The organism is Acidisarcina polymorpha (genome assembly GCF_003330725.1).
Lineage (GTDB): Bacteria > Acidobacteriota > Terriglobia > Terriglobales > Acidobacteriaceae > Acidisarcina > Acidisarcina polymorpha.
This window is the reverse complement of record NZ_CP030843.1, coordinates 125,506-141,711: the sequence shown is the minus strand read 5'-3', so window position 1 is coordinate 141,711 and position 16,206 is coordinate 125,506. Positions and strand designations below refer to the sequence as shown.

Here is a 16,206-nt window from a genome sequence, read left to right as displayed (position 1 = left end):
CCGCTTGATCTTCCGTTGAGGATGAGTGATCTTGTTGGCAGGTTCAAGGAGGATCATCGACATGCAGATTCGTTCGATTGGCATCGATCTTGGCAAAACGACCTTTCACCTGGTGGCACTGAGCGATGACGGCAAGGTGCTGCTCAAAAAGAAGTTTACGCAGAAGCAGCTGATTACCTTCACAGCCAACCTACAGACCTCTCTAATTGGGATGGAAGCATGCTCCGGCGCGCACTTCCTAAGCCGAGCATTGCGAGCGCAGGGCCACGATGTAAAGCTGATCCCAGCTCAGTTTGTAAAGCCATTCGTCAAGTCCAATAAGAACGACTTCCTCGATGCAGAAGCGATTGCTGAGGCGGTCGATCGCAAGAACATGCGTTTCGTTCCGATCAAAACAGATGATCAGCTTGATCTTCAGGCACTGCACCGTGTGCGGGATCGTCTCATAGCTCGAAAAACCGCTGTGATCAACCAAATACGGGCCTTTCTTCTGGAGCGTGGTGTGGTCTTCGCGAAGAGTCCGATTCGTCTACGCGAGCGGATGCCCGATGTGCTGGAGAATGCGGACGAGAATATCACCCCGCGCATGCGTAATCTGCTCTCTTCTCTGTGGGAGGAGTGGAAGGAACTGGAGCAGCAACTCGATCTGCTGAACCTTGAGGTAGAGCAAATTGCTTCAAGTGACGAAGCATGTCGGCGGCTACGAGAGATACCCGGCATCGGTCCGCTGATTGCAACCGCCATCGTTGCAGCGATCGGCAACGGTGCGGCCTTTCACAAAGGACGCGAGTTCGCAGCGTGGATGGGTCGGGTGCCAAGACAGCACTCAACCGGCGGTAAGGCAATGTTGCTTGGGATAAGTAAGCGCGGCAACCAGTACCTGCGGAAGATCCTGATCCACGGAGCACGCTCTGTCGTCCTGAATTCTAAGCGAGACCGCGTTCAGATGGGCCAATGGATGAGCGCGCTCGAGGCAAGGGCTCCAAGAAATGTCCTGGTTGTGGCCGTAGCGAACAAACTCGCCCGAATCGCGTGGGCTGTGTTGTCGAGCGGTAACGAGTATCGAGCATTCCCCGCACCGATGGCCTCATAATCAGGCACCAAAAGGCGTTCGCACCACTTCACCGTAGCTTTTGATATCTAAAGCTCACCCACCGAGGTCTGCACCGGAATAGTCAGGATGAAGAACAGTCAAACGGCGGACCTGAAACCTGATGTTGCAAATGGCTCTTCGAAGCCGAGAAACTTATCAGGACAGGAACGCGGCGTATCTCATCATCAACAGAGCCCTTGGGCGCGTTACAGGTCAAAAAAAGGCTGATCGAATAAGTATTTGACCAATTGACAGCGTTGTCATCAAACACTACCATCACTTCATTGGCTGTCTTTTCGAAGTCAGTTTTTACCTCCCAAAGAGGGAGTTTAGGCTCCCTCTCTTTTCAAATCATGTCGCGAATCGCGGAATTTGAAGCTCAGACCTCACAGATGCTTTCGGCAGGGGAGTTCGCGCGCGGTGCCGAAAGATCATCGTTTTCTCTAATGACTCCGACAACGCCAGCGTCGTTCCTCCCTATAATGCAAACGAGCTGGTCCGCCGGAATTGAGGCCGAGCATCACCTATCAAAAGTACAACGCGCTGCCGTCCGAAGTCGCCGTAGAGTGCGGCACGCGGTGCGTTACCGGTGGTTCTGCGCCGGCAATCCTTCGAAGTTCTTTGTATCCTCAGGAAGGATCATACTCACTTTGCGAACTGTCTTACTTGCATGTTGGCGATCCCCAGAGGCAATCCAGTTTCCGGGGGATTATACCCATGTGAGCTCGGGCGGTGAGGCATATCCCCTTGTAACAAGGATTCCGTCCGATCGAGGGACTTCAAATTAATAAGCGCCTAATGACGGCTGCCTTCGTTGGTTCACTGGGTGGGTTTGTCTTCGGGTATGACCTCGGAGCACTGTCCTCTTCAACCCAGAGTCTCAGGGGTCATTTTGGCCTTTCTTCTGCCGCTTTTGGATTGACCATTTCGATTTCCTTATGGGGCACCATCTTCGGGTCGCTCCTCGGGGGGCGGGCTGCAGATAGGGTAAGAGCACGAAATTTGATTGCATGGTGCGCTATCCTCTACGCGGTTGCGACGTTCGGAATCAGTCTGCCGGTCTCTGAGGAGTGGATTTGTCTTCTCGTTATGAGATTCCTCTGCGGAACGGCTATAGGGGGTTTTACAGTTGGTTGCCCACTCTATCTTTCTGAAGCGGCTCCAATTGGTCAGCGCGGTCGAGTCGTCAGCATGTTCCAGCTTGAGATTGGGGCGGGAGTGTTGGTTGCCTTTTGCATCGGGTCATCGGTCGCACACTTAGTTCCTGCTGATATAGCGTGGAGGTGGTGTCTCGGAATGGGATCGTTCCCCGCCGTCGTTCTGTTCTTCTTGCTGCGTTTGAAGACGCTAGAACCAATCAATGTTCCAGTCCAGGACGTCCAAACTGAAGCTTCTCATGTCATTTATTTGGGAGACGCCGTCAGACCCTCAAATCGAGAAAGGTTGTTTCAGCGGAGAAACACACGTTCGATCCTGTTGGCAACGAGCATCGCCATCTTTAATCAACTCTCTGGTGTCAATATCCTCTTGCTGTACATGCTGGATATTCTCGCCAGTGCGGGCATTGGTTTGTTCTCGGGGCATACGTATTCAGTGCTGATTTCCTGCCTTAGCCTGGTAACAACCACGCTTGGTATGGCCTTTGTTGATAAATTGGGGCGCAAGCCGCTCTTGTTCATAGGAGCAGCTGGGATGGCCTTATGCCTCATCGGCCTGGGTCTTGCCATCCCGCGACATCTGGCGGCGTTGTGGTATCTCTCCATCTTTGCTGTATACAACGCCTTCTTCGCGTTTTCCCAGGGAACTGTGGTTTGGGTATATCTAAGTGAATTGTTTCCACCAGGAATACGCGGTGCTGGTCAAGGATACGGCTCCTCGGTGCATTGGATTGCTAACGCTCTTCTCGTTCTGGTCTACCCAATTATGCAACATGCCTCATCGGTGCGAACCTTCTACCTGTTTGCGTTGATGATGGCCCTTCAGATTGCGGTGATATGGCTGTGGTATCCGGAAACGCGGGATACTGTTTTAGGTGCTGTGGCTTCGGTTCAAGATAGGGAGAGGAGCGGGTAGGTGCTGCCAGTCGTGGCAAGCGACCAGGGAAGATGGTGTCTCGAAACCGAAATTCTTCTTTTGTGTGTCAGACGGAGTAGGTCTAAAACGAGTTATATCGATATATTTGTGCGAGTTCCGGGAGCGCCCAGGTTACGTTGATGGAGAGCCCTTTACGATTGACTAGTGGTGTCCGCGCGGGACGTCTCCTGGTCTGCACAAGGCCTAGCTTCAGAACGTGATATTGATCTTTCATGCATTTGACTTGAATCGGCATGGCGAGATGCAATTGCCGAGACTTTTCGTTATCAAAGGCGCTTGCTCTCATTCAAGTCACATCGCGTGCACGGAATGGATGCCGCCACGAGCTGTCGAATATAAAGAAGTCTGCGATTTGGTAATGAGAAATGCAACTCCCAGGAGTATTCACTTGACTTTGGAACGTTACGCGATCGGAGTGGATCTCGGCGGTACTAACCTTCGCATCGCCACTTATAAAGAGGAGTCGACACCAAATGGAATGATTGCGGACAGCATCGTCCTGCCCACTCGTGTGGAGGACGGACCGGATGCGGTAGCCGACGACATGAGCGGGGCGATCCGGAAGCTCTTGAGCAAGCATGGTCATGGAGGCAACTTTGCCGGTTTGGGCATCGGCACTCCGGGACCGCTGGAGCTGCCGGATGGTATCTTGCGCAATCCTCCAAACTTGCCTGGCTTCAACGGATACAATCTACGCCGAGCAGTCGAGCTTCGGGTCGGTGTTCCGGCAATCATCGAGTCCGATGCGAACCTAGCGGCGCTGGCCGAATTTCGTCTAGGTTCCGGAAAGACCTATGGGGCGCAATCGCTCTGCATGCTGACGTTGGGCACGGGCGTCGGCAATGGAATTATCCTCGACGGCAAAGTGTGGAACGGCCACAACGGGATGGGCGGAGAGGCAGGCCACAATAGCGTGGATCCTGAGGGGGAACCTTGCCCATGCGGAAGCCGGGGCTGCCTGGAGCTCTACGCGTCAGCAACGGGTTTGAAGCGCATGGCCAAAGAATCGCGAGGCTCCGACGCAAATGACTCGGACGAATCGTCAATTCTGACAGCGCGGCACATCGCCGAAAGTGCAACCGCAGGAGACGCTGCGGCACTCGCCGTCTTCGCGCGTGTCGGCACGGCTTTGGGAATCGGTCTTGGAGCATTGGTGAACACTTTGAACCTGCCGCTCTATGTGATCGGCGGCGGAGTGTCGGCGGCCTGGGATCTTTTTGCTCCGCAGATGACGGTGGAGTTGCGCATGCGCAGCTACGTCTACCGCATGAACGCGCCGACTGAGGACGACTCGCGTTTGCGATCTCCTCGAAAGACACATGTGGTGCGCGCCGAATTGGGCGCGGATGCAGGATTACTCGGGGCCTGCTTGTTGCCTTTGATGCAGGGCAGTTCTGGATGAAGGACCGGACTTGAAGATCAATCGATACTATCCAACGGTAAGGCGGTTGACGCGATGGGCGGCTGCGGTTCAGTTTCGATACCGCGGCGATCACGAGCGCAAAGCACAAACTGGCCCAGGCGTACTCGCCGACTCCGTCGCAGCTCTCGGCCGGGGCGACTGGCGAGAAGTTTGGCGGCACATCGAGTAATTGCCGTTCTATATGCGCTTTTGGGATTTGTATGAAACTTGTATACTCTGCCGGTCGCGCGTTTAAGGCGGCTTGGAGTCGGGATTCTCGGTTTAGGTCCCGTGTACATTGAGGAAGACAGCTCGGCTATTGGCGAGGTCGGCGGCTGGGCATGTTCCAGGTGAACATCGTGATCGGCATTTTGCTGCTCACTCCTCGAACTTCGTCATCGCCGAATTGCAACTAGGAGACGAGCGAGGGGCCCGGCAACTGGCAATCGCGGCGGTTCGGCGAGCCTGTTCCTCATCATGTTGTTCGGAATTCCGCGCAGTACGCATTGAGGCCCAATCGCCCGGCGATGCACACGAAACTGACCATGATTAGAAACGAACGTTATCGTCGAGGTCTCGTGGCAGGATGACGGCGGCCAGATAGGTTGCAACCGCAAGACTCACGTAAGATGAGCTCGGTCGACAGTACAATCGATGCGCGCTTTTCCGACGCTTGCCCATTGAGCCGGTTAAACAGCAGTCTGGCCGCCTCATAGCCAAATTGCGCAGCAGGTTGACGGACGGCGGATATGCTAGGTGAGAGCATATCCGCCAAGTCGAAATCATCGAAGGAAAGTATGGGAACATCGCGCCCAGGTTCTTTTCCAAGAACTCGCAGACCGCGTAGCGTAAGCATTGTGCAAACCCAGTTCATCGGGATGATTGCGTCCGCTTTATGCTTCTTGAAGACGGAATCCGAGAGCCATTCGCTGGTCAACGCCATTTCATGTTCAACTGAACACATTCGTGGTTCCAGTGAAGCGTTGCTGATAGCATCGCAATAACCAGCCAGACGTTCGGAGCAAGTGTATAAATGCGGACGGGCCCCAATCGCAACGATTCGTTGAAAACCATGACCCAACAGATGTTGAGTCGCTTCTTTAGCGCTGCGGCGATTGGCAATCTTAACGACGTCGAAAGGGGAGTTTTTGACGGGCTGGTCGAAAGTTACAACTTTCAGCTCAGGGGGAATCACGTCACTAAAATTGTCAGACCGGCCGTCAGCGGGAGCAATGATCAGACCGTCGATTTGTCGGCCAACAAGACTCTCGATCTCGGAACGCTCGACATCAAGATAGCCTCCGGAGCTTGCCAGGATAACCACATGTCCGTTGGCCCGGGCGACCTCCTGGACAGCTTTAACGGCGCTGGCGGTAAACGGATCGGACAAATTTGCAACAATCATTCCGATAGCTGCGGATTTGCGTGCTTTCAAGCCCCGGGCCAACTCATTCGGACGGTATCCAAGACGAGCCATGGCCTCACGAACCTTGCTCGTTTTGTCTTCTTTGACGGAGGAAGCTCCGTTGAGTACGCGCGAAGCAGTCTTTAGAGACACACCTGCCTCTCGGGCAACATCAACGAGGGTAGGGGCATTTCGATTTTGCGTTGCGGTCATAAGTGTTCTGTAGGTATAAGCCTATCCTAGATGACCCGCCCAGTGGGATTGGGCCGCGTGGTAACGCTTTACGCGACAGGTATCGGTCGATGTTTAGAAGACCAACGCCTCACCTACCGTTCACCTAAAAACGGTCATCAAAGAGCGAGTTCAACAAGCGTAGCTCCCGAACTCCCTGACGAGCTGAAGGAGAATGTCGTTGCCACCCTGAACAATTAGCTAGAGTGGCTTCTTCCTTGCCCCACTTCTTCACTGAATTGCACGCGTCGTAGCTGACAGTTTCGCTGCGGTCACCAAGACATCTAAAGCTGAGCTTTGACTGCTTGCGTCAGGCGTCCCCGACGTTGACGACCAGCCTTCACAGAGGTGGTAATCCGGTGGACGCACCTGATTCCAAATGCTGTCTGCATTCGTCCTCACGAAACGGTCATAAGCTGGCCTCGGGTCGGCTTCATTGAGCGCTCGCAAATTTCGGGCGAACACACCTTTGAACTGCGTGCCGTCCCCGCCGCATTTCGGTTCGCATGGGTCGTGAAGGACACCCTGCTGGTCAGTAAGGGACGACAACGCGGCTCGGGCGATCCTGTGGGCTTCAGAAAGAGTAGCTGCATCACCCGAGACTGCGTGCAAGGCGACGAGCCCTCCCAAACCTTGGTTGTAGGTCCACACGGTGCGCTGATTGTTCTTACATGATTCGGTGAGTCCGTCGTTTACGAGCTGTTGAGGATTGATCATGCCCGAATTGGCGAACCATTGCCACTCTCGATCGGCCCATGCCAAGTAGGTCGTCCGCTGCCTAGGATCCCTGGTCAGGAGGGCCAGCCGTGCCGCGACCGAGAGAAACAACTCGTTTGCGATAGCCTTCTTGTACTTTCGATCTTTGCTCCACCATATCCCACCGGAGCAGGTTTGATCCCAGCCGTACGTCATGTCCGCAAAGATCAAAGCGGCGCTAGCGAGGTAGCGCTCATCATGGGTGAGGTCATACACATCAATCCAGGCGAGTGCCCACCAACCTTCGTCGTCGTAATACTTGTTGATGAATCCCGGCGAGGTTTTCTGCGCGGTTGAGAGTGTACTTGAAAAGACGAAATCGTATTTGCGCGATTTGGCAATGCGTGCAAAGTCGGCAAGAACGGTGAGAGCGTTTGCGGAATTCCACCAGCCTGTCGTTTTGTACAAGCCCGAGTCAAGGTCGTACCAAGTTTGAAGAGTACCTATCGCAAGAGAGGCCCGTTCTCCATAAGAAGGGCCCTGTGCCGAGGCGACGCCGCTCGACACTACGCAGAGAAGGAGAAGCGAGGTGGCGAGTCAAACAAATGACCGACCTCTGGATTTTTGAATGCGAGTCAACATGCGTGAACCTCTTGAGCGTTCTCAATAAGTCTTGATCAAGTTCAAAGATTACTACCAATAGAACAGCCCTTGCGACTCACTCGATTCCCAACTCCCGCTGCAACTGTTGGAGCGACACACCCTTGGTTTCGGGCTATGCAAACAGCACCACAACGATCTGCAACACCATCATCGAGGCAAAGAACACAAATGGATATGCACCCGACGACTTGGCGAGCAAGGGGGTTCTGTCGCGATAAGGATATATGAACGATGGAATGCCGATGGGGTGGGGCTACTTATGCTGCTAAGGAGTAGAACTGCTGTGCAGGGGTTTGTCCGCTGCGGCCAGTTTTCATTTGTCCTTTGCTGATCATGCGCATGAGTTCAATGCCGGAAAGAAGGATGCGAGCGCAGCGAACATCCTTGAAGCCGAGCATCGGTCTGGTTCGACGTTTCACCCCACGATGGTCTTGCTCACCGATGTTGTTTAGATACTTGGCCTAGCGCACGAGGATCTGCTTCCCTCGTTCGGCGTTGATGGTTTCCAAAGCCGCCACATTCGAGCCACTCTTATCGATGGTTACTTTTTCTGGTGCGCCATTCCGTTCGATCGCCTGTTCAAAGAACCTGCGTGCCGCGGCCTTGCCGCGATGCGCCCGCAGCAAGAAATCGACGGTCTTGCCTGCCTTATCAGCGACGCGGTATAGATACTGCCATTCGCCCTTCACCTTGATGTAGGTCTCGTCCATCCGCCAACTCCTCCCCACCTTGCGCTTGACGCCCCGGAACGCCTTCTCCAGGACTGGCAACAATTTGATCGCCCAACGGTGCACGGTCGAGTGATCGACAGAGGTTCCACGCTCGGCCATCATTTCCTCCAGATGCCGGAGGCTCAACGGATACGCGCTATACCAGCGAACACAAAGCAGAATCACATCCAGTGGATAATGCAACCGCTTCAATACCTTTGCCACCGTTGGATTCATCGTCTGCTTCATGGCTCTTCAACACCTCCCGTCCGTCCAAAGAATAACAAGTCGCCTTATTGCGACAGAACCATGTAAGCCATTAACAACCACACCAGTAATGCCTGATGGGAGTTCAAAAAAAACACCTATGCCACACCAACCAGACAAACCGCAATGCCTACTGACCCCACGAGAAGCAGTTTTGTTCTCCCTAACTTGTCGATCACCGTCATGGCCAGAAGGGTAGCGACCAGGTTCGTGGCCGATGGCAACCGCCTGCAAATTCCCGGACACTTTGTTGAAACCCTCCGCGGCGAAGATGTCATTGAGGTAGTATAAAATCGCATTGATACCCGACAATTGATTGAACATGCCGATCGTGGTGGCGAGAAAGATCGGCTTGCGATACTTCCAGGAGAAGAGCTGCTCAGATCGATGCGCGCGCTTAGTATGGATGGAATCGACAATCTCTTTCAGTTCCGCCCCGGAATTTGGCGAGCCCATCAGCTCCAGCACTTCCCGAGCTTCGTCAATTCGGTCCTGTGTAACAAGCCATCGGGAGCTGCGAGGGATTCCGAAGAGCATGATGAGGAAGATGATTGCCGGAAGGGAGGCAATTCCGAGTTGCCAGCGCCATTCCGTCGGGCCCAAGTGTAATTGAGCTATAGCGAAGTTCGAAAAGTAAGCGAACAGAATACCGACCACGATATTGACCTAAAACATGCCGACCATGCGGCCGCGCCACGGAGCGGGAGCGAGTTCTGCGATATACACGGGCCCGAGGACAGAGGACCCTCCGATGCCAAGGCCGCCAATGAAGCGCGCGGCCAGCAACGCATACCAGCTCCAGGCCAGCACCGACCCTAGAGCGGAAATGACATAAAGCACGGCCATTGCGCGCAGCATGTCACGACCGCCAAACTTCTGTCCGATTGCACCCGCCGACATGGCTCCGATCACTGTGCCGATGAGCGCGATCGCGACCGTCAAACCCAGCTGCCAAGGTACCAAAGCGTAGACCCGGGTTGACTGGTGTGTCGCCCCCGCAATCACCGCCGTATCGAAGCCGAAGAGTAGACCGCCAGTGCGCCGACCGCTGTACCCTTGAACAGGTATCGATTCATCTTCAAGTTGGCTTTGTGCTCCAGCTACATCTTCATAAACGGCAATAGGCAGTCATTGAGTGCACCTGCGGCGTCGAAGTTGAAGCACAGCCTGGGCGCACTACGACAATTCCATCGACTATCAATCATGTGAATTGGCGTCAGCAACCATTGCAGGGAGAACGTCATAAAGTGGTCGTGCCGGGGTGACCGCCGGGCTTTCTTCCGCCAGTGAGATTGCCAAAATGCGAATGCTTGGATTGTTGGGCAGCTTGATGGTCTTTGCGCCGGCAGGAAGGTCGAGGGCATACGCGAACAGATAGGAATAAGCATAGGCCACGTTCTTCCCAGCGAAGTTGTGGTGATGGTCGCTGTACCAGGCCAGGTCCGCCCGCTTGATGAAGCCCGGTTTCAGGCCCACCATCTCGCCATAATGGTCGTGTAATACGTCTGGTGGATTCCACCGTCTGTCGTCCCACTGGCCGATAAAGCCAACCCAATCCTCGATGTTCAGTTCAGTCTCTTGCGCTCCGACTTTGAAAACCGCCTTCTGATCGCCGTCGGCGGACGCCGCGAGCAGGTAGATCCGGTTATAGCTTCCCGCCGGGAGCTTGATGGTTTGCCCCTTCGCCGCCAGCGCGTTCGGTGTGTTGGTCCTGGCCGCGGCCAGTTGGAAACCGACATCGTTGAAGCGGATCTGCGTCGGCAGCATCTCTGCCGGATAGGCATTGCCTTTGCCATCGAAGCCGTTCCTGGAGGGATCGTCATCATTGCTCGCCGTGGCAACGTCGTAGGGCAAGGCAACCGGCGTGGATTGCGTGCCCTTCGCGCCGGAGGGGAGCGGGCCGAGACGGAGCGCGAAGGTTCGCGGCTGATACGCGCCAAATGAGGTCGCCAGCGCGCCGTCGCTTATCGTTGCCGATCCAACCGGCTGCTCCTGTCCATTCACCTCGCGCGCGGCGGTGATAGGCGCCGCAAAGCTGACCTTGACGTCCAGCTGCGGCTTGCCATCGAGCTCGACCATGCGGACGACGACTTCGTCGGTCAGTTCTGCTTTCTTAACCGCCAGCACCCGTATGCGCGGATTGCTTATCTTCAAGAGCGAAAACTCCTTGCCCAGCGAGCCTTCATGCTGTGATGTTCCGAAGACAAGAAGCGGCGCGTTGAGTCGCTGCGCCTGCCAATCGGTCTGCGAGACGCGCCAGTCGTCTGAGTGCCCCGCGATGCCGTAGACGAACTCGTGGTGTCCGATATCTTGCGTGGCCTGATCGGGGTAGCCTTCGGCGACTCCTGGGGTCCGAATGAGCGTGAGGCGAAGCGTGTTGTCTACGGGTTTGTCCGATCCGACTTTGCTGTCGGTCAGAACTGTCGCCCCGTACTTGCCGCTCGCATCGGTAAGGTCGATCCATTGGTGAGTCGGCACCTCGAATTTCCTGATCTGGGCCGTCGGCCGCTCGATCGTGCCGATGTCCCAGTTGTAGGTAGACACTACATTTGACGCGGTGAGCGGGAAGGTCGCCTTGAGATTCGATTCCTTGGTTTTCCAGTCGATGACGTTGCCGAACTCGACCCGCCTTCCGCCGTCGCCGGCCGCAAGGCTGATCGTCTGAACGAAGTGCGATCCTGCGGTATTCCGCGCGACCTCGACAGCAACGCGGGCGGGCCCGTCTTCAACGATTCGAATCTGAGCCGGGCCGGAGACAAACTCTTTTGGCTTCGCCTGCTCCTGTTCCCAATCCATGTTCCAGGCCGGCCAGTACGCCGGATTGTCATAGGAGATGGCCAGCCGGGCGGGCGCCGAGAGAAGCTCCTTGCCGGTTCCCTTGTCGAGAATGCTGGCGACATCTCCATCCGCATTGAGCTGAACGCGATAGTAGGCGTTCTCCAGTTCGTTCTGCAAGACGCGGAGAGCAGAAGACGAGGCGACCGGCGCGTCAGCGGTTTGAACATCGTAGACCGCATAACCCACCGATGGCATCTTGGCCACGAAGACTACTTTGCCGTTGGAGATTTGCGCCGGCACACTGGCACCGTCGGGACCAGTTACGACCACGGCCTTAGGAACTCCGTTCGGAAAGGCGACTGCCGCTTCGACGATATCCTCCCGGGGAATATTGAGCGGATTGAACACCACCAGCGGCACTCCTTTGGCGGTGGTTTTCAAGCTTGCCGCGACCCCTTCAACAGCGCTGCTCAATACGCCGGCAAATTGATTCAGTGCGATCACATCGTCGTTCCAAGCGAACTCATACGCGCGCGGCGTAGCGGTTCCGGCCGCCAGGTCGTGGAAGTGGGCGCCCATCGCCAGTGTCCAGGCGCCATTGAGCCGCTCCAACGGATAGGGTTTCGCGCCCAGCAATTGAGCGGCGATGGAAGACTTTTCCGCAGCATCCGCGAGCAGTTCTTCGTGCCGGATCCAACGCTTGTGATAAGCCTGCGACGTCAATGAGCCGGCTGAGTGGTTGGTGAGTTCCATCTCTCCGGTGTAGCGCGGTAAGCCGGCCTCTTCTTTCGGCGTAATGTCGAGGAACATCTGCTCCGCCGTCGCCGAGATCACGTGTACCAGGCCATCGCCGACCTGCACCGAGGTCTTGGCGTCGTCACTGCCGCGCTGCCCTGGGCCCGGAAGCGATGCCTTGCCCTTCGTGACGATGGCCTCCAGCGTCTTGACCCGCGCTTCATGCGGCGCTCCGCCGATATCGCCGGTGCCGTAATAGTGATAGTCGGTGAAAAGTCCAGTCACCTTTCCATTGAGTTCGACGCGCGCGGCCCAATCGTCCTGGAATCTCTGCAGTTCATAGTTCCCTTGCCACTCGGAAAAAGCGTCTCTCGTTTGCCGGGCGGCATTGAGGTCCTCGTAGTCGTGTCGATCCACCGGCTGGCCATTCTTCCTGGCGTCCTGGAGCCGAGGCTGCAATTCGGAAATCTTCTTTTCGGCGTCCACGAGAGTTTGATTGGGCGGCGTCGGTGGAAGCGGTTTGCTGAGGTCGGTGTCGATGTCGCCGCCATAGCCGCCTGGATTCAAGCCGGCGAGGACACTTTCCCCGTCGGGTCCCACCCACACTCCCACATTGAACGGCGTGCCCTCCGGCGTTCTCTCCAGGGAGTCCCGGCCACCAATATCGACTGATGAGCCCCACGTCAGCTTTTGCGTCGAAAAGCCCCTGACGCCCGAGTGCGCCAGGATGCTCGGCAACGAAGCTGGGAATCCAAAGCAGTCCGGCAGCATGTATTCCGCGCTAGCTTTGCCGAACTCGCCGCGGAACCAATCGTTCCCATAAAGAATTTGCCGGATGATAGCTTCCGCGCTAGGCGTGTTCACATCGCCCTCTTCCATCGAAGACCCCGCCGGAAACCATCGGCCTTCATTAACATATGTCTTCACCTTCGCAAAGTCGGCGGGAAAATACTCCTTCATGAAGCGGTAACGATTGGCCCCGCTGAAATTGAACGTGTAATGCGGATACTTTTCCAATAATGCGAAGTTGTCTTCCATGGTTTTACGAAGATATTCGTCGATGACCTGCGGATACTCCCAGCGCCACTCCGTATCCAGGTGAGCGTAGCCCACCACATACAAGGTCGGTTGAGTGCTCAAATCGGGCTGTTCGGCAGACTGGGCGCTTGTGACAGACGGCGCTACAAAATCGAGGAGCAGGGTTACGACCAGGGCAGTGCACAGACGTCTCATCATAAATCTCCATAGGTTAGTCGAAACTAGGCGAAGCGCTGCAGGTTCCCTTTCGTCCAAAGTCCCTCGGGTGTTTTAGACTGCGATGTTCATTAGGGCATCTGATGCGAAGGTCTAAGAGGATACGTCGCGGGCCGGATTGTGCGGCGTGCTAAACGAAGATTGTTTCCTGATTTGACAGCGTTGTCAAATGGCATAAAATATAGCATGGACTTGTCTTGCCCTGTGCTTGCTTGCCGATCGCGCTTCGTTCAGTTAACGCAGGGTCAGGGATCTTTAGCTGGGTTTCAGACGCGCTAACGCCGTCGATCCGCCGCAAGTTTAAGTTACAGGGGAGAGCTTTTGGCGTGTGAACGTTTGAACAGTAAGGGTCCCAATGACGATAGAACTACGGCGCATGCCACGATCCTGACCAGGCGAGCATTTGCGTCCAAGATGAGCAGAGTCATAGCCGGCGCGAGTCTGCTATCGGTCGTTCCGAAATCCGCCTTTCCGCAAACAACCGGATCTGCTAGCTCGAAGCGGCCGCTTCCCGCTGACCGTAAGTTTCGCAGTCGCGCGCTAGAAGCGTACATTCTTGACATAGCTGCCAGGATTCAAGATCCTGCGCTGAGCGCCCTATTTACAGACTGTTTCCCCAACACACTGGATACCACGGTCGAGCCAGGTAGGTTTGAAGGTAAGCCGGATACCGCCGTGATCACCGGAGACATTCCCGCAATGTGGTTAAGGGATTCTTCAGCCCAGGTGTGGCCTTACCTCCCACTCGCTTCAAAAGATGCCGCTTTGCGTGAGCTTCTCGAAGGGGTGGTCCGCAGGCAGACCCGCTGCCTATTGATTGATACTTACGCGAATTGCTTCATGGCCGACCTCAATGCGCCCCCTCTGGAGGGAAGCCGGCACGACAAGACCGATATGAAGCAGGGCGTGGGCGAGCGCAAGTATGAGTTGGACTCCCTCTGTTACCCGATTCGGCTTTCCCATGGTTACTGGAGGAGTACCGGGGATGTCCGCCCATTTGACGCGAGCTGGAAGCGTGCAATGCAAAATGCTCTCAGCACCATGCAGGTGCAACAACGAAAACACGGCCCGGGACCGTATACTTTTCAGCGCGACGCGCCCAACCCAACGGACTCGTTGGTCAATGGCATCGGAAACCCCGCAAATCCGATAGGCCTCATCGCCTCCTGCTTTCGGCCGTCTGACGATGCCTGCATCTTCCCCTTTCTGACGCCGGCTAACCTTTTCGCCATCAGTTGTCTCCGACAGCTGGCAACCATGGCCAACTCCATTTTGAACGACACGGTCATGGCCAATCAGGCCTCGGCCCTGGCCGACGAAGTCCACGCCGCGCTGCTGCAGCACGCCATCGCCTCTACTGATTCGGGCACAATATGGTGCTACGAGGTCGATGGCTTCGGCGGTTCCGCTCTTATGGACGATGCTAACGTTCCAAGCTTGCTGAGTTTGCCCTATCTCGATAGCTCCCCGGACGCGGCATTGTATGCACGAACGCGGGAGTTTGTCTGGAGCGATCGGAATCCGTGGTTCTTCCGGGGCAAGGCGGGTGAGGGTATCGGCGGTCCGCATATCGGCCGCTACAGCATATGGCCTATGTCACAGATCATCTATGCGCTTACTAGCATTTCTCCCCGCGAAATTGGTCGCTCAATTCAAATGTTGAAGGCGGCCGCCGCCGCTACCGGGTTCATCCATGAATCGTATAACCGGGACAACTCGGCTATTTTTACCAGGTCGTGGTTTGCCTGGGCGAATACGCTTTTCGGAGAACTGATCGGAAAAACCGCTCAGTTGCATCCGGAGCTGCTCGCATGACCGCCGCATTGCCCTTCCTGGCCTGAAGGACGAATTTGCCCTCTACGTGTGATTCAGGCTGGTTGGGTCTTGCAGTCACATATCGGCCAGTTTTAGCTTTCCAAAATAGGGTCGGAGCTGAAGTGTCCGCAAATCAAAACGATTCGATTGAAGACTGTCTTGAAGGATTCGGGTTGCGTGGGATGCCGGCGACGCAGCCGCGTTTGCCGCTCAGTTTATTGAAGATGCGACTTACGTGCTCTGGTCAGGCGACTCTCTTTCGGGTCGATCTGAAATCGAAAGAGGACACATTGACGTGCTGAGAAGAGGCACCCGAATGAAGGTCAAGGTGCTGTCCATAAAACCTCTGACGGAGGATGTCGCGATCGTCTTGACCGCCAGTGGGGCTGGGAAAGATGCAACGATCCGCTATGAGAAGCTGCAGACGTTGATGATGATTCGGCGTTCCGATCGATGGACCTGTGCCGCCTTCCAAAACACCGATATGAGTCCACGAGCAAAGAGTCTCTACAACTCCTCGCAATGAATTCAGATTGGGTTCTCGCTACGCCGAAAATCCGGCAGATACTCCACGTCTTGAGCGATGTGCCGCTGGTTGCTGTGGAACAACGCGGCGTGAGGAGAGGTTGCTTGTCGTCCAGAGCTGCGAAAGTCGAGCCGTTCACCAGGTAAATGTCGAGCCAGCCATCATTATCGTAGTCGATCAAGCCCACTCCAGAGCCGTTGGTGTCGATAATGAGCCTCTTGTCGGCGGCTCCCATCACATGGTTCCAGCCTGAGAGCCCAGCGGCCCTGGTCCCGTCAGAGAAGATGTTGGGTCCAGAAACCACCATGCCGTCGATCGTAATTGATAGCTTCTCCGCTCCGCGCGCCAATGACGATGATTTTGACGCCACAGCTGGCGCCGGCTTCGACTGATTCCCGGCGACCGTTTGTGCCTCCAATGACATGCTGTTGTGCCGAATGAGACCAACAGGAGGAGAGCCGCGAACTGTCTGACGTGCACCAATGAGTCCTTCTGAACAATAGAGTCTAGCGCAAACCCATCGCGGCGCGCACGCCC

The 16,206-nt window shown here is 55.6% G+C and carries 10 protein-coding genes and 3 pseudogenes; 7 read left to right on the top strand and 6 right to left on the bottom strand.

The genetic code is table 11. The features are described 5' to 3' along the window. Positions 1 to 61 precede the first annotated feature (61 nt). From ACPOL_RS32100 to ACPOL_RS32085, 4 genes are all read left to right on the top strand, one after another. The gene (locus ACPOL_RS32100; protein WP_114211430.1) at positions 62 to 1,093 is read left to right on the top strand and encodes an IS110 family RNA-guided transposase; all 1,032 of its coding nucleotides are present in this window, start codon (positions 62 to 64) and stop codon (positions 1,091 to 1,093) included. A 798-nt stretch (positions 1,094 to 1,891) separates the two neighbouring features. Continuing rightward, complete coding sequence (locus ACPOL_RS32095) at positions 1,892 to 3,166, top strand: MFS transporter (RefSeq protein WP_114211429.1); 1,275 nt, start codon at positions 1,892 to 1,894, stop codon at positions 3,164 to 3,166. A 409-nt stretch (positions 3,167 to 3,575) separates the two neighbouring features. Next, positions 3,576 to 4,589, top strand: a complete 1,014-nt coding sequence (locus tag ACPOL_RS32090) for an ROK family protein (RefSeq protein WP_236657623.1) — start codon at positions 3,576 to 3,578, stop codon at positions 4,587 to 4,589. A gap of 10 nt (positions 4,590 to 4,599) precedes the next feature. Further along, positions 4,600 to 4,779, top strand: coding sequence for a hypothetical protein (locus tag ACPOL_RS32085; RefSeq protein ID WP_114211428.1), 180 nt, complete (start codon positions 4,600 to 4,602; stop codon positions 4,777 to 4,779). A gap of 372 nt (positions 4,780 to 5,151) precedes the next feature. Here the strand turns inward: ACPOL_RS32085 and ACPOL_RS32080 are convergent, their stop codons facing one another. The 6 genes and pseudogenes from ACPOL_RS32080 to ACPOL_RS32060 all read right to left on the bottom strand — a co-directional run bounded on the left by ACPOL_RS32080 (position 5,152) and on the right by ACPOL_RS32060 (position 13,310). After that, positions 5,152 to 6,024 carry a substrate-binding domain-containing protein gene (locus tag ACPOL_RS32080; RefSeq protein ID WP_236657622.1) on the bottom strand — a complete coding sequence of 291 codons (873 nt, stop codon included), beginning with the start codon at positions 6,022 to 6,024 and terminating at the stop codon, positions 5,152 to 5,154. 27 nt (positions 6,025 to 6,051) lie between these two features. Further along, positions 6,052 to 6,207: pseudogene (locus ACPOL_RS36760) on the bottom strand (LacI family DNA-binding transcriptional regulator); the annotation flags it as partial. A 249-nt stretch (positions 6,208 to 6,456) separates the two neighbouring features. Next, on the bottom strand, positions 6,457 to 7,488 hold the full coding sequence (locus ACPOL_RS32075; RefSeq protein ID WP_114211426.1) for a glycoside hydrolase family 76 protein: 1,032 nt from the start codon (positions 7,486 to 7,488) through the stop codon (positions 6,457 to 6,459). A gap of 353 nt (positions 7,489 to 7,841) precedes the next feature. After that, positions 7,842 to 8,543 (bottom strand): annotated as a pseudogene (locus ACPOL_RS32070) (IS6 family transposase). A gap of 6 nt (positions 8,544 to 8,549) precedes the next feature. Next, a pseudogene (locus tag ACPOL_RS32065) lies at positions 8,550 to 9,566 on the bottom strand (MFS transporter). Positions 9,567 to 9,758: 192 nt separating this feature from the next. After that, positions 9,759 to 13,310, bottom strand: coding sequence for an alpha-mannosidase (locus tag ACPOL_RS32060; RefSeq protein ID WP_338026815.1), 3,552 nt, complete (start codon positions 13,308 to 13,310; stop codon positions 9,759 to 9,761). 432 nt (positions 13,311 to 13,742) lie between these two features. Here ACPOL_RS32060 and ACPOL_RS32055 point away from each other — a divergent pair, with 432 nt between their 5' ends. The 3 genes from ACPOL_RS32055 to ACPOL_RS32045 all read left to right on the top strand — a co-directional run bounded on the left by ACPOL_RS32055 (position 13,743) and on the right by ACPOL_RS32045 (position 16,061). Further along, a complete protein-coding gene (locus ACPOL_RS32055; RefSeq protein WP_114211424.1) occupies positions 13,743 to 15,143 on the top strand; it encodes a glycoside hydrolase family 125 protein in 1,401 nt (466 codons plus the stop codon). Positions 15,144 to 15,309: 166 nt separating this feature from the next. Beyond that, complete coding sequence (locus tag ACPOL_RS32050; protein ID WP_114211423.1) at positions 15,310 to 15,669, top strand: SgcJ/EcaC family oxidoreductase; 360 nt, start codon at positions 15,310 to 15,312, stop codon at positions 15,667 to 15,669. A 209-nt stretch (positions 15,670 to 15,878) separates the two neighbouring features. Continuing rightward, the gene (locus ACPOL_RS32045; RefSeq protein WP_114211422.1) at positions 15,879 to 16,061 is read left to right on the top strand and encodes a hypothetical protein; all 183 of its coding nucleotides are present in this window, start codon (positions 15,879 to 15,881) and stop codon (positions 16,059 to 16,061) included. Positions 16,062 to 16,206 lie beyond the last annotated feature (145 nt).